Origin of the sequence: Pseudomonas sp. 09C 129, assembly GCF_002843625.1 — a bacterium.
Lineage (GTDB): Bacteria > Pseudomonadota > Gammaproteobacteria > Pseudomonadales > Pseudomonadaceae > Aquipseudomonas > Aquipseudomonas chlororaphis.
In genome coordinates, this window is record NZ_CP025261.1 from 4,249,232 (window position 1) to 4,267,012 (window position 17,781).

Below are 17,781 nucleotides of genomic sequence, written 5' to 3' on the forward strand. Positions count from 1 at the left end.
GCCATGAAACACGCCCGCATCCGTTATCAAGGCCAGGTCCACGACGTCGTGGTCAATGCGCCCAACAGCGTGAAACTGGCCGATGGCCGTGTGCTCGCCGAGGATCAGGTCGAGTGGCTGCCCCCGGCCACCGGCAGCATGTTCGCCCTGGGCCTGAACTACGCCGACCACGCCGCCGAACTGGCCTTCAAGCCGCCGACCGAACCGCTGGTGTTCATCAAGTCCCCCGGCACCTACACCGGCCACAACCAGATCACCTGGCGCCCGGACAACGTCGCCTACATGCACTACGAGTGCGAACTGGTGGCGGTGATCGGCAAGACCGCGCGCAACGTCAAGCGCGAGGACGCCCTGGATTACCTGGCCGGCTACACGGTGTGCAACGACTACGCGATCCGCGACTACCTGGAAAACTACTACCGGCCCAACCTGCGGGTGAAGAACCGCGACGCCACCACCCCGGTCGGGCCGTGGATAGTCGACGTCGCCGACGTGCCCGAGCCGAACCGGCTGAAGCTGCGCACCTGGGTCAACGGTGAGTTGCGCCAGGAAGGCAGCACCTGCGACATGATCTTCGACATCCCCTACCTGATCGAATACCTGTCCAGCTTCATGACCCTGCAACCCGGCGACATGATCGCCACCGGCACCCCCGAAGGCCTGTCCGATGTGGTGCCCGGCGACGAAGTGGTGGTGGAAGTCGAAGGCGTCGGCCGGCTGGTCAACCGCATCGTCAGCGAGGCGGAGTTCTTCAGGATCAAGACGCAACACGACACGCAACGGGCGGCCAAGGAGCACGCATAAATGATCAAACACTGGATCAACGGCCGCGAGGTCGAAAGCCAAGACACCTTCGTCAACTACAACCCGGCCACCGGCGAAGCCATCGGTGAAGTGGCCAGCGGCGGTGCCGAGGAAATCGCCCAGGCGGTCGCGGCGGCCAAGGAAGCCTTTCCGAAATGGGCCAACACCCCGGCCAAGGAACGCGCGCGGCTGATGCGCAAGCTGGGCGAGCTGATCGATCGGAACGTGCCGCACCTGGCGGAGCTGGAAACCCTCGACACCGGCCTGCCGATCCACCAGACCAAAAACGTGCTGATCCCGCGCGCCTCGCACAACTTCGACTTCTTCGCCGAGGTCTGCACCCGCATGGATGGCCACAGCTATCCGGTGGACGACCAGATGCTCAACTACACCTTGTACCAGCCGGTCGGCGTCTGCGCGCTGGTGTCGCCGTGGAACGTGCCGTTCATGACCGCCACCTGGAAGACCGCGCCGTGCCTGGCGCTGGGCAACACGGCGGTGCTGAAGATGTCCGAGCTGTCGCCGCTGACCGCCAACGAACTGGGGCGCCTGGCCCTCGAAGCCGGCATTCCCAATGGTGTGCTGAACATCGTCCAGGGCTACGGCGCCACCGCCGGCGATGCCCTGGTGCGCCACCCGGACGTGCGCGCCATTTCCTTCACCGGCGGCACCGCCACCGGCAAGAAGATCATGCAGACCGCGGGGCTGAAAAAGTACTCCATGGAACTGGGCGGCAAGTCGCCGGTACTGATCTTCGAAGACGCCGACCTGGAGCGCGCCCTGGATGCGGCGCTGTTCACCATCTTCTCGCTCAACGGCGAACGCTGCACCGCCGGCAGCCGGATCTTCGTCCAGGAAAGCGTGTACCCGCAGTTCGTCACCGAGTTCGCCGCCCGCGCCAAGCGCCTGATTGTCGGTGACCCGCAGGACCCGAAGACCCAGGTCGGCTCGATGATCACCCAGGCCCACTACGACAAGGTCACCGGCTATATCCGCATCGGCATCGAAGAAGGCGCCACCCTGCTCGCCGGTGGCCTGGAGCGCCCGGCCAACCTGCCGGCGCACCTCAGCCGTGGCCAGTTCATCCAGCCGACGGTGTTCGCCGACGTCGATAACCAGATGCGTATCGCCCAGGAAGAGATCTTCGGCCCGGTGGTCTGCCTGATCCCGTTCAAGGACGAGGCCGAGGCGCTGCGCCTGGCCAACGACACCGAGTATGGCCTGGCCTCCTATATCTGGACCCAGGACATCGGCAAGGCCCATCGCCTGGCCCGTGGCATCGAGGCCGGCATGGTGTTCATCAACAGCCAGAACGTGCGCGACCTGCGCCAGCCGTTCGGTGGGGTCAAGGGCTCCGGCACCGGCCGCGAAGGCGGCGAGTACAGCTTCGAGGTGTTTGCCGAGATCAAGAACATCTGTATCTCCATGGGCAGCCACCACATCCCGCGCTGGGGCGTGTAAGGTTTTGCAATCCTGTAGCCGCTGCCGAAGGCTGCGCTCGTCTCGGAACGAGACGCCGCTCTTTGAAGTCCCTGCGGGACTTATCGCAGCCTTCGGCAGCGGCTACGGGCCGAACAATAAGATGTTTCAGGAGAAGCACCATGGGCGAAGTCGTCATGGCCGCCAAGGTCTGCCACGTTCCATCGATGTACCTGTCCGAACTGCCGGGCAAGCACCACGGCTGTCGCGAAGCGGCGATCGCCGGGCACAAGGAAATCGCCCGTCGCGCCCGTGAGCTGGGGGCCGACACCGCCGTGGTGTTCGACGTGCACTGGCTGGTCAACAGCGGTTACCACATCAACTGCGGCGAGCACTTCAAGGGCACCTACACCAGCAACGAACTGCCGCACTTCATCAAGAACATGGACTACGACTACCAGGGCTGCCCGGAGCTGGGCGAGCTGATTGCCGCCCAAGCCAATGCTGCCGATGTGCGCACCCTCGCCCACAACATCCCCAGCCTGGAGCTGGAATACGGCACCCTGGTGCCGATGCGCTACATGCACATGGACGTACCGCCGGAGCAGCATTTCCAGGTGATTTCCATCGCCGCCTGGTGTGCCTGGCACAAGCTCGAAGACAGCTTCACCTTCGGCGCCGCGGTGCGCCGGGCCATCGAGAAGAGCGACCGCAAGGTCCTGGTGCTGGCCTCCGGCTCGCTGTCGCACCGTTTCTCCGACGACCGTGAGGCCGAAGCCAACATCCACAACTGGACCCGCGAGTTCGACAAACAGATGGACCTGCGAGTGGTCGAGCTGTGGCAACAGGGGCGCTTCCGCGAGTTCTGCTCGATGCTCCCGGACTATGCCGAGCACTGCTTCGGCGAAGGCCGGATGCACGACACCGCCATGCTCCTGGGCCTGCTCGGCGGCCCCGAATACAACCGGCCGGCGGAAATCGTCACCGCGCCTTTCGGCAGCTCCGGCACCGGCCAGATCAACGCCATTTTTGAGATTTGAAGCAGCGGCAAGCTGCAAGCCACAAGCCGCAAGAGGGTTATCTTGCCGCTTGCAGCTTGTAGCTTGTAGCTTGCCGCTGCCTCCAAAGGAGGCCCCTATGCCGCATTTCATCGCTGAATACACCGACAACATCGAGCAAGCCGCCGACCTGCCAGGGCTGTTCGAGAAGGTCCATGACTGCCTCGGGGCCAGCGGCGTGTTTCCGCTGGGTGGCATCCGCAGCCGCGGCGTGCGCCTGGACACCTGGCGCATGGCCGACGGCAAGCACGACTACGCCTTCGTCCATATGCGCCTGCAGGTCGGCGCCGGGCGCGACCTGGCGACAAGACGCAAGGTCGCCGAGGACCTGTTCGAGATCATCAAGGCGCACTTCGCCGAGCTCCAGGCCCAGCGCCTGCTGGCGCTGTCGTTCGAAATGAGCGAGCTGGATGCCGAGCTGAACTTCAAGCACAACAACGTGCATGAGTTTCTCAAGCGGCAAGCGTGACCTGTAGCCGCTGCCGCAGGCTGCGATAAGGCCGAAGGCCTTCAGCGAGCTTGAAGTCGCTGCGGCCGTCCCGGCCGATCGCAGCCTGCGGCAGCGGCTACAGAGTCCGTGCCCTATCGACAAGAACAATAAAAGAGACCCGCCCATGTCCAGCTCGACCCTTGCCCTGCCCAGCGCGGTGGAGACCAACGACACCTATCGCCGGATCACCTGGCGGCTGATGCCCCTGCTGTTCACCTGCTACATCTTCGCCCACCTGGACCGCATCAACATCGGCTTCGCCAAGTTGCAGATGACCCAGGACCTGGGCTTCAGCGACAGCGTCTACGGCTTCGGCGCCGGTCTGTTCTTCATCGCCTATGCGCTGTTCGGCGTGCCCAGCAACCTGGCATTGGACCGGGTCGGGCCGCGCCGCTGGATCGCCACCCTGATGGTGGTCTGGGGCCTGCTGTCCAGCGCCATGCTGCTGGTGGACAGCGCCGCCGGCTTCTACCTGTTGCGCTTTCTGCTGGGGGTGGCCGAGGCCGGGTTTTTCCCCGGCATCCTGGTGCTGCTCAACCGCTGGTTCCCGGCCAGCCGCCGCGGCCAGGTGACCGCGTTGTTCGCCATTGCCGTGCCCATGGCCGGGGTGATCGGCGGGCCGCTGTCGGGCTGGATTCTCGAAAGTTTCCATGACCTGGGCGGGATGCGCGGCTGGCAATGGATGTTCCTGATCGAAGGCCTGCCGGTGGTCCTGCTCGGCCTGGTGGTGCTCAAGGCGCTGCCGGAAAGCATCGACAGCGTCGCCTGGCTGAGCACCCCACAAAAGCAGCAACTGCACGCGGCCCTGAGTGAGGAAGAACAGCACAAGCCGATCACCCGCTTCGCCGGCATCCTCCAGGACAAACATATCTGGCTGCTGGTGTGCATCTATTTCGCAGTGATGCTGGCGGTCAACACCATCGCCTTCTGGATGCCGACCCTGATCCACCACGCCGGCATCGCCCGCGACAGCCGCGTCGGCATGCTCAGCGCCCTGCCGTACCTGGCCGGCTGCCTGTTCATGATCGGTGTCGGCCGTTCCTCCGACCGCCTGCGCGAACGGCGCTGGCACCTCGGCGTGCCGCTGCTGATGTCCAGCCTCGGCCTGATCGTCGCAGGCGTCGCCCCGGACAACGCCTGGCTGGTGATGGCCGGGCTGCTGGTGGCCGGCATGGGCGCCAGCGCCGCGCTGCCGATGTTCTGGCAACTGCCGCCGGCCTTTCTCGCCAGCAACACCCAGGCCGCGGGAATCGCCCTGATCAGTTCCTTCGGCAGCATCGCCGCCTTCCTCGCGCCCTACCTGATCGGCGTGGTCCGCGACGCCACCCAGAGCGCCAGCCTCGCCCTGTATGCCCTGGCCCTGCTGATCGCCTTCGGTGCCTGGCTGGTATTGCGGGTGCCAGCCCTTATCGTCAATCCCCAGGAGAAGTAACCATGCTCAGCACTTCGGACATCCAGCAGGCCGCCGCCCGCCTCGACGCCGCCGAACGCAACCGGGAACAGATCGCCCAGCTGTCGCTGGAGTTTCCCGGCATCACCATCGAGGACGCCTACGCCATCCAGCGCAGTTGGGTGGAACACAAGATCCGCGCCGGGCGCAAGCTGGTCGGGCACAAGATCGGCCTGACCTCGCGGGCCATGCAGGTGTCGTCGAACATCACAGAACCGGACTTCGGCGCCCTGCTGGACGACATGCTGTTCGAGGAAGGCAGCGACATTGCGTTCCAGCGCTTTATCGTGCCGCGGGTCGAGGTGGAACTGGCGTTCATCCTCGGCAAGCCGCTCAAGGGCCCGAACTGCACGCTGTTCGATGTGCTCGACGCCACCGAATGGGTGATCCCGGCCCTGGAGATCATCGACGCGCGCATCCAGCAGGTCGATCCGCAAACCCAGGCCACGCGCAAGGTGTTCGACACCATTTCCGACAACGCCGCCAACGCTGGTGTGGTCATGGGCGGCCGCGCGGTGCGCCCCAACGATATCGACCTGCGCAAGGTGCCGGCGGTGCTCTATCGCAACGGCGTGATCGAGGAGTCCGGGGTGTCCGCCGCGGTACTCAACCATCCGGCCAAGGGCGTGGCCTGGCTGGCCAACAAACTGGCGGCCTACGACGTCGGCCTGGAGGCCGGGCAGATCATCCTCGGCGGTTCCTTCACCCGCCCGGTGGCGGCCCGACCCGGCGATACCTTCCACGTCGACTACGATCAGCTCGGCAGCATCGCCTGCCGTTTTGTCTGAGGAGAACGCTCATGCAACTGCCGATCAATCATTTCAAGCAACGCCTGCGCCAGGACGCGCCGCAGATCGGCCTGTGGCTGGGCCTGGCCAATGCCTATTGCGCGGAGCTGGCGGCCAACGCCGGTTTCGACTGGCTGCTGCTGGACGGCGAACACGCGCCCAATGACCTCAACAGCCTGCTCGGCCAGTTGCAGGCCATCGCGCCCTACCCGGTGCAAGGCATCATTCGCCCGCCGGTGGGCGACACCGCACTGATCAAGCAACTGCTGGACATCGGCGCCCAGACCCTGCTGATCCCCATGGTCGAAAGCGCCGAGCAGGCCCGGCAACTGGTGCGCGCCATGCGTTATCCGCCCGCGGGCATTCGTGGTGTCGGCAGTGCCCTGGCCCGGGCCTCGCGCTGGAACAGCATTCCCGGTTACCTGGACCAGGCCGACGAGCAGATGTGCCTGCTGCTGCAGATCGAGAACCTCGAAGGCATGGCCAACCTGGATGCCATCGCCGCCCTGGATGGGGTCGATGGCCTGTTTATCGGCCCGGCCGACCTCTCGGCGTCCATGGGCCATCGCGGCAACCCGGGGCATCCCGAGGTGGTCGCGGCGATCGAGGACGCCATCGCGCGCATCCGCAAAGCCGGCAAGGCGGCCGGGATCCTCAGCGCCGACCGGACATTGGCGCAGCGCTATATCGAGCTGGGGGCGAACTTCGTCGCCGTGGGAGTGGATACCACGGTGCTGATGAAGGGCTTGCAGGGCTTGCTGGGGCAGTACAAGGAGGTGGCGACGCCTACCTCGGGTGGCGGGGTCTACTAACCCCTGTAGCCGCTGCCGAGCCCCGCGAGGCTGCGATCGGTCGCGCAGCGGCCGCAACGGGGCCAACGCGGTTATCCAGACCCAAAGCAATCACAGGTTTTGCGCCTGCTGCGCAGTCGTTCGCAGCCTCGCGGGCTCGGCAGCGGCTACAGGTCTGCGCCCGCAATGGCCTCAACCCTGGCGCGCCGCCAGGCGCCAGACCCGGGCGATGTCCGCCGCCCTGTCGCGCAACAGGCGAGGGGCCTCGGCACAGGCCTGCTCCAGAGGCATGGGGCCGCTGGCCAGAGCAAAGGCCGCGTCCACCCCGTGTTCATACATCTGCTCGTAGCCTTCGCCCAGGGTCCCGGCGATCACGATCACCGGCACCTGGTGCTGCTTGGCGATGCGCGCCACGCCAAAGGGGGTCTTGCCGCGCAGGGTCTGGGCATCGAAACGACCTTCGCCGGTAATCACCAGGTCCGCGCCCTGCACGGCCTCGGCCAGCCCCACCAGCTCGGCCACCACTTCCACCCCCGGACGAAACCGCGCGCCGAGGAACGCCTTGGCGGCGAACCCCAGGCCGCCGGCGGCGCCGCTGCCCGGCTCGTCGCGCACGTCCTTGCCCAGCACCCGCGCGGCCTGGTCGGCGAACTGGCCGAGGGCCCGGTCCAGCTGTTCGACCTGCTGTGGCGACGCACCCTTCTGCGGGCCAAAAATCGCCGAGGCGCCGTGAGGACCACAGAGAGGATTGTCGACGTCGGCGGCGATCTCGAAACGCACCTCGGCCAGCCGTGGATCGAGGTGGCTCAGGTCGACCCGCGCCACCCGCGCCAGGGCCAGGCCGCCCAGGGGCAAGGCCTGGCCATCGCGATCCAGCAGGCGCACGCCCAGCGCCTGCAAGGCACCGCTGCCAGCGTCGTTGGTGGCGCTGCCGCCGATGGCCAGGATCACCCGCCGCGCGCCGGCATCCAGGGCCGCGCGGATCAGCTCGCCGGTGCCGAGGGTGCTGCTGGTGCAGGCATCGCGCTGGCCCGGCGGCACCAGTTGCAGGCCACTGGCCTCGGCCATTTCGATGATCGCGGTGTGGCTCTGCGGCAACCAGCCCCAACGCGCCTCCACCGGTGCGCCCAGCGGTCCCTGGACCCGGGTGGTACGCAACTGGCCCTCACAGGCATCGAGGATCGACTCCACGGTGCCTTCGCCGCCGTCCGCCATCGGGCACTGGATCAGCTGCGCGTCCGGCCACACCCGCGCCAGGCCGTCGGCGATGGCGCTGGCCACGCCAGAGGCACTCAGGCTGTCCTTGAAGGAGTCGGGGGCGATGATGATTTTCATGGGCTATCTCCGGTTCTTATGGCGCCCATGCTGCCAGTTGGCCGCGACCTTGACCCCGGTCCGCTGCACAAGTGTGGGGCGGCTTTATTGTTCATTTTCACAATAGCTGCATCGCCCGCGTCTGTAGCCGCTGTCGAGCCCTGGCGAGGCTGCGCACGACCGCGCAGCGGTCGCAGAACCGCGCCACACCGATAGACAGACATACCGCGTCGCCGGGTTTACGGGGCGCTGCCCCGATCGCAGCCTACGGCAGCGGCTACAGGGCCTGGCATTACAACGGGGATGGCTCGGTCTGCGGCAACAGCTGCACCCCCAGGTACAGCGCCAGCATGCCGTCGAGCTTGAGCGGGTCGACGCCGCTGAGTTCGGCGATGCGTTCCATGCGGTAGCGCAGGCTGTTGCGATGGATGCCCAGGGCGTCGGCGCAGGCCTGGCTCTGGCCGTCGTGGTCGCACCAACTGCGCAGGGTCGCCAGCAGCTGGCCATTGCTGTCCTTGGCGATGACCTTGTGCAAAGGGCTGAGCAACTCGTCCAGGGCATCGTCATTGCGGTGGCGCCAGAGCATCACCGGCAGGCGGAAACGATTGAGGGTCAGCAAGCGCGATTGGGGCAGCACATCACGGCCATAGGCGAGCAAGTCGCCGACCCGCCGGTAGCAACGGCGCAGCCCCGCCAGCCCGTCGGCCTGGCCGCCCACGGCAATGCGCAGGATGTTCCAGCCCAGGCTGTCGAGCTTTTCCAGCAGTCGCGGGTTATCGACACTCAGGGTCGCCGGCCGGCACCACAGCAACGAGGACTTGGCCGAGCTGACACACCAGCTGTCCGGGTAACGGGACATCAGCCAGGCACTCAGGGCCTCGACGGTCTGCGCCCCGCCCTCCTGGGGCTGTCCCAGTTCGAACAGATAAGGCGTGCGCGGCAACTGCGGCTTGAGGCCCATCTGCTGCGCCTCGTCCACCAGCCGCGGCGAATCCCCACTGTCGCTGAGCAACAGCGCCAGCAAGTCGTCGCAACGCTGGCGGCGCCATTGCTGTTCGGCCTGCTGGTGGCGCTGGCCCACCAGCATCTCGGCGGTCATGCGCACCAGCTCGGCATAGGTGCGCAGCAGTTCCGGCTCGCCGGTGATGCCCAGCACGCCGATCAGCCGCTGGTCGTGCAGCAGCGGCAGGTTGATCCCCGGCTGCACGCCCTTGAGGTGCTTGGCGGTCTGCGCGTCGATCTCCACCACCCGGCCGTTGGCCAGCACCAGTTGCGCGCCTTCGTGGCGGGTATTGATGCGCTCGGGCTCGCCGCTGCCAAGGATCAGGCCCTGGCTGTCCATGACGTTGACGTTGTAGGGCAGGATGGCCATCGTCCGGTCGACGATATCCTGCGCCAGGTCGTGATCCAGTTCGAACATAGCGGCGTGTTCCTAGGAAGGCGGGCTCGGGTGCGATGGCGAAGGCTTGTTCACCGGCACAGGGGAAGCCGGCAAAGCCTGTGCGCCGGCACAAAGACAGCGGCCCATGGGGTGACCGAGACTCTCGGGGCGATCAACGTTAACCTCGCATCGCAAAAAATCATAATAAAGAGAGACACGCCATGTCACAGAGCGCCGCTGCCACCCTGGCCACCGATGACGATAAAAACGCCGTCTACAAGCGCATCACCCTGCGCCTGATCCCCTTCATCTTCATCTGCTACCTGTTCAACTACCTGGACCGGGTGAACGTCGGCTTTGCCAAGCTGCAGATGCTCGATGCCCTGAAATTCAGCGAAACCGTCTACGGCCTGGGTGCCGGGATCTTCTTCATCGGCTACGTGCTGTGCGGCGTGCCGAGCAACCTGGCGCTGAACAAGTTCGGCCCGCGGCGCTGGATCGCGCTGATGATGATCGCCTGGGGCACGTTGTCGACCTGCCTGCTGTTCGTCACCACCCCGACCCAGTTCTACAGCCTGCGCCTGCTCACCGGCGCCGCCGAAGCCGGCTTCTTCCCCGGCGTGGTGCTGTACCTCTCGCAGTGGTTCCCGAGCTTTCGCCGCGGGCGCATCATGGCCCTGTTCATGTCGGCGATCCCGGTATCCGGCCTGCTCGGCAGCCCGTTCTCCGGCTGGATCCTCAACCACTTCGCCGCGGGCCAGGGCGGCATGGCCGGCTGGCAGTGGATGTTCCTGCTGCAGGGCATCCCCACGGTGATCCTCGGCGCCCTGGCGTACTTCCTGCTCAATGACAACTTCGCCCACGCCAAGTGGCTGAGCCCGCAGGAACGCGCGCTGCTGGAAGCCGACCAGGCCGAAGACGCCGCGAGCAAGCCACGCACCAGCGGCGACTCCCTGGCAGCGGTGTTCAAGAACCCGGCCATCTGGGCGTTCGGCCTGATCTACTTCTGCATCCAGAGTGGCGTGTACGCCATCAACTTCTGGCTGCCGTCGATCATCAAGAACCTCGGCTTCAGCGACAACCTGGTGATCGGCTGGCTCAGCGCCATTCCCTATCTGCTGGCGGCGCTGTTCATGCTGATGGTCGGGCGCTCGGCCGACCTGCGCCAGGAACGCCGCTGGCATTTGGTAGTACCGATGCTGATGGGCGCCATCGGCCTGGTGATCGCGGTCAACTTCGCCGCCAACCCGACCATCGCCATCCTCGGCCTGACCCTCGCCACCATGGGCGCCCTCACCGGCCTGCCGATGTTCTGGCCGGTGCCGACCGCGCTGCTCAGCGCCGGCGCCGCCGCGGGGGGCCTGGCGCTGATCAACTCCATGGGCCAGATGGCCGGATTCCTCAGCCCCTACATCGTCGGCTGGGTCAAGGACAGCACCGGCTCCACCGACGCCGCGCTGTACCTGCTGGCCGGTGTCATCGTCGCGGGTAGCCTGCTGGCCCTGCGCATGACCCGCACGCTGAAACGCTGAGCCATACCTCCGAGCCTGCCACCGGGCCTGCCCTCTGGCGGGCCCGGCTTCCCGGGACAAACCGCGGTTTGTCATCGCCTCGCTACAAAAAGCAACAGCCGACCTCAGCGCCCCCATGGTATATCGGACAGACGTCCGGCCGCGGCAGTTTTCCATTGGCTGGATCGATTGATGACTCCCTCGCAGACCTTACCGAAGGAAGACCCACACGATCATGACCGCGCCCATCTCCCTCGCCCGCCTCGGCGATATCCAAGCCCTCGAACAACAGCAGCCCCTGGCCCGGCGCAATCTTCCCGCCAGCACCTATCAACTGTTGCAACGCTCGGCCAGCCGTTTCGGCGAGCGCACCGCCCTGACCTTCCTGCCCCAGGGCAGCATCCAGGACCAGCCCTGGAACATCAGCTACGCCGAGTTGTTCGCCCAGGTCACCCGTACCGCCAACGCCCTGCACCGGCTGGGCATCCGCCCGGGCAAGGCGGTGTCGTTCCTGCTGCCCAACCTGCCGCAGACCCATTACGTGATCTGGGGCGGCGAGGCCGCCGGGATCGTCAACGCCATCAACCCGCTGCTGGAGCCTGCGCACATCGCCGAACTGGTCCGCGCCTCGCGCACCACGGTGCTGGTGACCCTGGCGCCCTTCCCCGGCACCGACCTCTGGCAAAAGGTCGCCAACCTGCGCGAGCGCCTGCCGGAGCTGGAGGCCATCGTCACCATCGACCTGGCCAACCTGCTGCCCGAGCCGCAACGCAGCGCGATCCAGAGCCAGCGCCCGGCGATGCCGGAAGGCGTGCTGGACTTCGACAGCCTGCTGGCCGCCTGCCCCGCCGACCACCTGGAAAGCGGCCGGGTGATCCAGACGGACGACATCGCCTCGTACTTCCACACTGGCGGCACCACCGGCACACCGAAACTGGCGCCCCACAGCCACCTCAATGAAGTGGTGATGGCCGAGATCATCGGCCTGCACGGCGACTACGACAGCAACGATGTGCTGCTCTGCGGGCTGCCGCTGTTCCATGTCAACGGGGTGATGGTCACCGGCCTGTCCGCCTTCCACCGCGGCGCCCGGGTGCTGCTGGCCGGCCCCCAGGGCTACCGCAACCCGACCCTGATCAAGGATTTCTGGCAGTTGGTGGAGCGTTATCGGGTCAGCTGTTTCAGCGGCGTACCGACCATCTATGCGGCCTTGCTGCAGGTGCCCAACGACGGCATCGATGTCTCCAGCCTGCGTTTTGCCGTGTGTGGCGCCGCGCCCATGCCGGTGGAACTGATCCGTCAGTTCGAAGCGCGTTCGGGGCTGAAGATCATCGAGGGCTACGGCCTCACCGAAGGCACCTGCGCCACCAGTTGCAACCCCCAGGACGGCGAGCGCCGCCCCGGCTCCATCGGCCTGCGCCTGCCGTACTGCGAGGTCAAGATCGCCGTGCTCGACAGCGACGGCCATTACCTGCGCGACGCCGCCACCGACGAACCCGGCAACGTCTGCCTGCGCGGGCCGACAGTGTTCAAGGGTTATCTGCAGGCCGACAAGAACCAGGGCCTGTGGCTCGACGGCGGCTGGTTCAACACCGGTGACCTGGGGCGCATCGACCGGGATGGCTACATCTGGCTGACCGGGCGCAGCAAGGACCTGATCATCCGCGGCGGCCACAACATCGACCCGCAGATGATCGAAGAAGCCCTGCATCGCCACCCGGCCGTGGCCATGGCCGCGGCGGTGGGCAAGCCGGATATCAAGGCCGGCGAGCTGCCGGTGGTGTACGTCCAGCTCAAGGCCGGCGCCAGCGCCGACCCGACCGAATTGCTGGAGCACGCCGCGCGGCATATCCATGAACGGGCCGCGCTGCCCAAGGACGTCTGGCTGCTTGAGCAGATCCCCTTGACGGCCGTGGGCAAGACCTTCAAGCCGGCCCTGCGCCTGGACGCCATTCGCCGGGTGTTCGAAGACGAGGTGCGCCAGGTTGCCGAGGGCATCCGCGTCGAAGCCCTCAGCGACGAGCGCCATGGACAACGGGTGGATATCCATGTGCCCGGCCTGGATGCCACCCGCCGTGCGGCTCTGGAGCAGCGCCTGAGCGGTTATGCGGTGCGCTACCAGTTGCATTCGGCCTGATTGCCGGCGGCCCCGGCCATCGGGGTCGCCGCGCTTCAAGGCATTCACCTGTAGCCGCTGCCGCAGGCTGCGATCGGTTTGGGCGGCACTCCCTGCGAAGCAGCCGTGACCGGAGAGAAGCCGTTTTGCTGACAGACCGCGTCATGGCTGATGGCGAGTCCTGCGGCCTCGATCGCAGCCTGCGGCAGCGGCTACAGTTTCGGCTTCTGCGCTGACGGAGCAGATGCTTGCGCCCCCCGTATTGGCGCGGCCATGTTTCAGGCCGGCGCGCCGCCGTCCGCCGCATAGCGATACCCCGGATGCAGGTCGGGGCTCGCCGGTGCATCCAGTTCCAGTACCAGGCCACCCGGCATCCGCACGAAAATCTGCCAGGTGCCGTCCTGCGGTACTTGCGCCACCTGATGCGGCAAGCCGCTGGCCTGGACCCGCTGCAATAGCTGCGCGGCATCCTCCTCGGTCCTGAAGGCGATATGGCTGAGCGCGGTCTCGGCGAAAGTCGGTTGCTCGATCACATGCACCAGCGCCTGCCCGTCCTGGTACAGCCAGCGTCCGGGAAAGGGAAACGGCGGGCGCCGTCCAGCCTGCAGCCCGAGCAGGGCCTGGAATGCCTGCTGCAAGGCATCGCCCTCGGCGGTGTTGAAGGCCAGATGGTCGAAGTGCCAGGTCATGACACACCTCCGCCACCGATGACGGCGGTGCGATCCGGCAAGAACGTACTGAGCGTTTTCATGGGGTCACCCTGGTGCGATGGAAGTGACTGCATATTCTCAGCTTGATAATCGAGGAAAAATCCCGGTAAAACGCAAAGATCTTTAAAGGATTTTTAGCAATGAGCTCGATTCTCGACCTTGAAGTCTTCGTCCGTACCGCCGATTCCGGCAGCATTTCCGCCGCCGCCCGCAGCCTGGAATTGACCCCCGCCGCCGCCAGCATCGCCCTCAAGCGCCTGGAAACCCGCCTGGGTATGCGCTTGCTGGCGCGTTCGACCCGCAGCATGCGCCTTACCGAAGAAGGCCGGCGCTACCTGGACAGCGTGCGCGTGGCGCTGGCGGCCCTGGCGGAGGGTGAACAGGCGTTGAAGCAACAGAGCCAGGGCCTCAGCGGCGTGCTGCAACTGGCGGCGCCGTCGGACTTCGGGCGCAACCTGCTGCTGCCCTGGCTGGACGACTTCAAGCGCGAACACCCGCATATCCGCCTGCAACTGTTGCTCAACGACCGGCACAGCGACCTGTTCCGCGAGACCGTCGACGTCGCCCTGCGCTTCGGCGTGCCCAGCGATTCCAGCCTGGTGGCCCTGCCGATCCTGCCCCGGCATCACCGGCTGGCTTGTGCCAGCCCCGATTACCTGGCGCGCCACGGCACCCCGCAGACGCCCGCCGAACTGGGCGAGCACAGTGCCCTGATCTATCTGCGCAACGGTCGCCCCTACAACAGCTGGCATTTCAGCCGCGACGGCGAGGTGCAGGAGGTCCAGGTGCGCGGCGACTACCTCAGCGACGACGGCGAAGTGGCGCGGCGCTGGGCCCTGGCCGGCCATGGCATCGCTTACAAGGCCTGGCTGGATGTGGCCAGCGATATCCGCGCCGGGCGCCTGGTGCCCCTGCTCGGCGACTGGCAAGGCGAAAGCGTGCCGCTCAACCTGCTGTGCCCGCACCGTTTGCAGGTCTCGGAACGGGTGAAGGTGCTGCAACGCTTTTTGCAGGCCCGCTGCCAGCTGCTGGCCGGATAATTCAGATTGCCCCCTACGCCCGTTCTGGTATTTGATGGGCGTCCCATGACCGGTCGCTGGCCGTTGTCGCGCCGGCCTTACCTCACGCACAAGGATTTCGTACATGAGCTATCGCATCCTCGGCCATTCCGGGCTGCACGTGTCCCCCCTGACCCTCGGCACCATGATGTTCGGCGAACAGACCAGTACCGAGGACTCCCTGCGCATCATCGACAAGGCCTGGGACCAGGGCATCAATTTCATCGACACCGCCGACGTCTATACCAGCGGCCGCTCCGAAGAGATCGTCGGCGAAGCCATCGCCAGCCAGCGTGACCAATGGGTGCTGGCGACCAAGGTCGGCTTCGGCCCCGTCGATGGCGTGCCCAACCGCAGCGGCCTGAGCCGCAAGCACATGTTCAATGGCATCGACGCCAGCCTGACCCGCCTGGGCACCGATTACATCGACATCTACTACCTGCACCGCGAAGACCACAACACGCCGCTGGAAGTCACGGTGTCGGCCATCGGCGACCTGCTGCGCCAGGGCAAGATCCGCTACTGGGGCCTGTCCAACTACCGCGGCTGGCGCATCGCCGAGGTGATCCGCGTCGCCGACCGGCTCGGCGTCGACCGACCGGTGATCAGCCAACCGCTGTACAACATCGTCAACCGCCAGGCCGAGACCGAACAGATCACCGCGGCCCAGGCCTACGGGCTCGGCGTGGTGCCCTACAGCCCGCTGGCCCGTGGCGTGCTCAGCGGCAAGTACGCGCCGGATGTCGCCCCCGACAGCAACAGCCGCGCCGGGCGCCAGGACAAACGCATCCTGGAAACCGAATGGCGCGTCGAGTCGCTGCGCATCGCCCAGCAGATCCAGCAGTACACCCAGGGCCGTGGGGTCGGCATGGTCGAGTTCGCCATCGCCTGGGTGCTGAACAATGCCGCGGTCAGCTCAGCAATCGTCGGCCCGCGCACCGAGGAACAGTGGGACGCCTACACCAAGGCGCTGGACGTGAAGATCAGCGCCGAGGATGAAGCCTTCATCGATTCGCTGGTCACTCCGGGGCATGCCTCGACCCCCGGCTTCAACGACGTCAGCCACTTCGTCTCCGGACGCACGCCGCGCTGACCTCCCCCACAGCGGTGGCCCCTTCCGCGGGCCACCTGCTGCCGCGCTGCCGGTCAGTGGCGGCAAACGGGATATTTTCCCGTAACTTGCGATAAATCCGAGTAAACGTCTCGCGCCAAACCCTCTATATTCCCCGCAGTTTTCCCACCATCCCATTTGCCTGGTTCAGGTCACACGAGGACAGCTTGTCTAAAGGTATTGCTCTATCGGTCTTGGCGTCGGTGCTGTTTGCCGTCATGTATTTCTACACCTCCTTGCTGGCGCCCCTGACCGGGGTGGAGATTTTCGGCTGGCGCATGCTGCTCACCGCCCCATGCATGACGGTATTCATGCTGGTGAGCGGCGAATGGCGGCATGTCGGCGCCATCCTCAAGAGACTGCTGGGCCAACCTCTTCTGCTGCTGGCGCTGCCGCTGTCCGCGGCGCTGCTCGGGGTGCAGCTGTGGCTGTTCATGTGGGCGCCGTTGAATGGCTACAGCCTGGATGTGTCGCTGGGGTATTTTTTGCTGCCGCTGACCATGGTCCTGACCGGGCGCATCGTCTATGGCGAACAGCTGTCGCGGCTGCAAAAGATCGCCGCCGGCCTGGCGACCCTGGGGGTGCTCAACGAGTTGTATCAGGTGGGCAGTTTTTCCTGGGCGACGCTCGTGGTGGCCATCGGTTATCCCGTCTATTTCGTGCTACGCAAACGCCTGGCCGCCGACAACCTGGGCGGCCTGTGGCTCGATATGGCCCTGCTGCTGCCGATCGCGCTGTGGTTCGTGCAAGGCGGCGAGCAGGGTTTTGCCGTGGTCGATCAACACCCCTGGCTGTACCTGCTGATTCCGTTGCTGGGGTTGATCAGTGCTTCGGCGCTGGTGGCCTATATCATCGCCAGCCGCCTGCTGCCCTTCAGCCTGTTCGGCTTGTTGAGCTATGTCGAACCGGTGTTGCTGCTGGCCGTGGCCCTGCTGCTGGGGGAAAGCATCAAGGCCGGGGAATGGCTGACCTACCTGCCGATCTGGCTGGCGGTGCTGGTGCTGGTGTACGAGGGGTTCAAGCACTTGATGCGTCAGCGCAGAAGCTGACGCTAGACCTGTAGCCGCTGCCGCAGGCTGCGATCGGTCTGGGCGGCACTCCGTGCGAAGCGGCCGCGACAGAAGACGCGGCTCCCCACAGATCGCATCACGGCCGATGGCGAGTCCTGCGGCCTCGTTCGCAGCCTGCGGCACCGGCTACCGGTCCGCGTTGGGGGTCAGGGTTTGATCTGCTTCAGTTCGTTGAGCAGGGCCAGCAAGGCCTGCATCTTCTCCTCGCCAAACTGCTGCTGGATGCGCTGGTAGTTGATTTCCATGTCGCCGCTCATGGACTCGAAACAGGCCTCGCCCTTTTCCGTCAGGGTGATGAACAGCCGGCGCTGGTCCTCGGGGGATTTGCGCCGGCTGACGTATTCGTCGCGCTCCAGGCGGGTCAGCACGCCGGTCATGCTCGGCGGCAGGATGCAGGCCATTTTCGCCAGTTGATGACTTTCCAGTTCGCCGTTCTGGCGCAGGATGCGGATCACCCGCCACTGCTGCTCGGTCAGGTCGTGCTGGTTGAGGGATGGACGAAAAAACGCCATGGCCGCTTCGCGGGCCTGGAGCAGGGTCAATGTCAGGGAAGGTCTTGGGTTGGTCATGTGCGGGTCGTTCACAGGGCTGGATGGCGACGCGGAGCGCCACAAAGGCCGAACATTAACACATTCACAATCGCCAACCGACAGGCAAGAAAAAGCCCGGTCGAGAATTCCCCGACCGGGCTCGATTGTCAGGCAGGATGC

The 17,781-nt window shown here is 65.9% G+C and carries 16 protein-coding genes; 12 read left to right on the top strand and 4 right to left on the bottom strand.

Annotated features, from left to right (window positions below):
- The first annotated feature begins 3 nt into the window (after positions 1–3).
- The 7 genes from CXQ81_RS19065 to hpaI all read left to right on the top strand — a co-directional run bounded on the left by CXQ81_RS19065 (position 4) and on the right by hpaI (position 6,821).
- A complete protein-coding gene (locus CXQ81_RS19065; RefSeq protein ID WP_101338195.1) occupies positions 4–804 on the top strand; it encodes a fumarylacetoacetate hydrolase family protein in 801 nt (266 codons plus the stop codon).
- On the top strand, positions 805–2,265 hold the full coding sequence (gene hpaE, locus CXQ81_RS19070) for a 5-carboxymethyl-2-hydroxymuconate semialdehyde dehydrogenase (RefSeq protein ID WP_101338196.1): 1,461 nt from the start codon (positions 805–807) through the stop codon (positions 2,263–2,265).
- A 140-nt stretch (positions 2,266–2,405) separates the two neighbouring features.
- Positions 2,406–3,263 carry a 3,4-dihydroxyphenylacetate 2,3-dioxygenase gene (hpaD, locus tag CXQ81_RS19075; protein ID WP_101338197.1) on the top strand — a complete coding sequence of 286 codons (858 nt, stop codon included), beginning with the start codon at positions 2,406–2,408 and terminating at the stop codon, positions 3,261–3,263.
- Positions 3,264–3,360: 97 nt separating this feature from the next.
- Entirely contained in the window at positions 3,361–3,750 is a 390-nt protein-coding gene (locus CXQ81_RS19080) for a 5-carboxymethyl-2-hydroxymuconate Delta-isomerase (RefSeq protein ID WP_087090587.1), read from the top strand.
- Positions 3,751–3,895: 145 nt separating this feature from the next.
- Positions 3,896–5,203, top strand: a complete 1,308-nt coding sequence (locus CXQ81_RS19085; RefSeq protein ID WP_101338198.1) for an MFS transporter — start codon at positions 3,896–3,898, stop codon at positions 5,201–5,203.
- 2 nt (positions 5,204–5,205) lie between these two features.
- Positions 5,206–6,009 (top strand): 2-oxo-hept-4-ene-1,7-dioate hydratase, encoded by an 804-nt coding sequence (hpaH, locus tag CXQ81_RS19090; protein WP_101338199.1) that lies wholly within the window; start codon positions 5,206–5,208, stop codon positions 6,007–6,009.
- 11 nt (positions 6,010–6,020) lie between these two features.
- On the top strand, positions 6,021–6,821 hold the full coding sequence (gene hpaI, locus CXQ81_RS19095) for a 4-hydroxy-2-oxoheptanedioate aldolase (RefSeq protein WP_101338200.1): 801 nt from the start codon (positions 6,021–6,023) through the stop codon (positions 6,819–6,821).
- Positions 6,822–6,992: 171 nt separating this feature from the next.
- On the opposite strand, the gene CXQ81_RS19100 is transcribed toward hpaI, so the two are convergent.
- Together CXQ81_RS19100 and CXQ81_RS19105 are read right to left on the bottom strand one after the other, a co-directional pair.
- Positions 6,993–8,135 (bottom strand): glycerate kinase, encoded by a 1,143-nt coding sequence (locus tag CXQ81_RS19100; RefSeq protein ID WP_101338201.1) that lies wholly within the window; start codon positions 8,133–8,135, stop codon positions 6,993–6,995.
- A gap of 271 nt (positions 8,136–8,406) precedes the next feature.
- A complete protein-coding gene (locus CXQ81_RS19105) occupies positions 8,407–9,534 on the bottom strand; it encodes a sugar diacid recognition domain-containing protein (RefSeq protein WP_101338202.1) in 1,128 nt (375 codons plus the stop codon).
- Positions 9,535–9,716: 182 nt separating this feature from the next.
- Here CXQ81_RS19105 and CXQ81_RS19110 point away from each other — a divergent pair, with 182 nt between their 5' ends.
- Entirely contained in the window at positions 9,717–11,027 is a 1,311-nt protein-coding gene (locus CXQ81_RS19110) for an MFS transporter (protein WP_053261482.1), read from the top strand.
- Positions 11,028–11,241: 214 nt separating this feature from the next.
- Positions 11,242–13,143 (top strand): acyl-CoA synthetase, encoded by a 1,902-nt coding sequence (locus CXQ81_RS19115; RefSeq protein WP_101338203.1) that lies wholly within the window; start codon positions 11,242–11,244, stop codon positions 13,141–13,143.
- A gap of 257 nt (positions 13,144–13,400) precedes the next feature.
- On the opposite strand, the gene CXQ81_RS19120 is transcribed toward CXQ81_RS19115, so the two are convergent.
- Complete coding sequence (locus CXQ81_RS19120) at positions 13,401–13,811, bottom strand: hypothetical protein (protein WP_101338204.1); 411 nt, start codon at positions 13,809–13,811, stop codon at positions 13,401–13,403.
- A 161-nt stretch (positions 13,812–13,972) separates the two neighbouring features.
- On the opposite strand from CXQ81_RS19120, the gene CXQ81_RS19125 reads away from it, so the two are divergent.
- From CXQ81_RS19125 to rarD, 3 genes are all read left to right on the top strand, one after another.
- Positions 13,973–14,872: a LysR family transcriptional regulator gene (locus CXQ81_RS19125; protein WP_007921776.1), complete on the top strand. Its 900-nt coding sequence runs from the start codon at positions 13,973–13,975 to the stop codon at positions 14,870–14,872.
- Between the two features lie 103 nt (positions 14,873–14,975).
- Positions 14,976–15,983: an aldo/keto reductase gene (locus CXQ81_RS19130; protein WP_087090569.1), complete on the top strand. Its 1,008-nt coding sequence runs from the start codon at positions 14,976–14,978 to the stop codon at positions 15,981–15,983.
- A 185-nt stretch (positions 15,984–16,168) separates the two neighbouring features.
- Positions 16,169–17,050: an EamA family transporter RarD gene (gene rarD, locus CXQ81_RS19135; RefSeq protein WP_009044210.1), complete on the top strand. Its 882-nt coding sequence runs from the start codon at positions 16,169–16,171 to the stop codon at positions 17,048–17,050.
- A gap of 167 nt (positions 17,051–17,217) precedes the next feature.
- On the opposite strand, the gene hpaR is transcribed toward rarD, so the two are convergent.
- Positions 17,218–17,640: a homoprotocatechuate degradation operon regulator HpaR gene (gene hpaR, locus CXQ81_RS19140; protein ID WP_007921772.1), complete on the bottom strand. Its 423-nt coding sequence runs from the start codon at positions 17,638–17,640 to the stop codon at positions 17,218–17,220.
- Positions 17,641–17,781: the final 141 nt, after the last annotated feature.

Bases quoted from the DNA above. Each gene is read 5' to 3' on its own strand.
- CXQ81_RS19100 (WP_101338201.1), bottom strand. From the start codon at position 8,135: ATGAAAATCATCATCGCCCCCGACTCCTTCAAGGACAGCCTGAGTGCC.
- CXQ81_RS19120 (WP_101338204.1), bottom strand. From the start codon at position 13,811: ATGACCTGGCACTTCGACCATCTGGCCTTCAACACCGCCGAGGGCGAT.
- hpaR (WP_007921772.1), bottom strand. From the start codon at position 17,640: ATGACCAACCCAAGACCTTCCCTGACATTGACCCTGCTCCAGGCCCGC.
- hpaD (WP_101338197.1), top strand. From the start codon at position 2,406: ATGGGCGAAGTCGTCATGGCCGCCAAGGTCTGCCACGTTCCATCGATG.
- CXQ81_RS19080 (WP_087090587.1), top strand. From the start codon at position 3,361: ATGCCGCATTTCATCGCTGAATACACCGACAACATCGAGCAAGCCGCC.
- CXQ81_RS19065 (WP_101338195.1), top strand. From the start codon at position 4: ATGAAACACGCCCGCATCCGTTATCAAGGCCAGGTCCACGACGTCGTG.
- hpaE (WP_101338196.1), top strand. From the start codon at position 805: ATGATCAAACACTGGATCAACGGCCGCGAGGTCGAAAGCCAAGACACC.
- CXQ81_RS19105 (WP_101338202.1), bottom strand. From the start codon at position 9,534: ATGTTCGAACTGGATCACGACCTGGCGCAGGATATCGTCGACCGGACG.
- hpaI (WP_101338200.1), top strand. From the start codon at position 6,021: ATGCAACTGCCGATCAATCATTTCAAGCAACGCCTGCGCCAGGACGCG.
- CXQ81_RS19130 (WP_087090569.1), top strand. From the start codon at position 14,976: ATGAGCTATCGCATCCTCGGCCATTCCGGGCTGCACGTGTCCCCCCTG.
- CXQ81_RS19115 (WP_101338203.1), top strand. From the start codon at position 11,242: ATGACCGCGCCCATCTCCCTCGCCCGCCTCGGCGATATCCAAGCCCTC.
- CXQ81_RS19125 (WP_007921776.1), top strand. From the start codon at position 13,973: ATGAGCTCGATTCTCGACCTTGAAGTCTTCGTCCGTACCGCCGATTCC.
- hpaH (WP_101338199.1), top strand. From the start codon at position 5,206: ATGCTCAGCACTTCGGACATCCAGCAGGCCGCCGCCCGCCTCGACGCC.
- CXQ81_RS19085 (WP_101338198.1), top strand. From the start codon at position 3,896: ATGTCCAGCTCGACCCTTGCCCTGCCCAGCGCGGTGGAGACCAACGAC.
- CXQ81_RS19110 (WP_053261482.1), top strand. From the start codon at position 9,717: ATGTCACAGAGCGCCGCTGCCACCCTGGCCACCGATGACGATAAAAAC.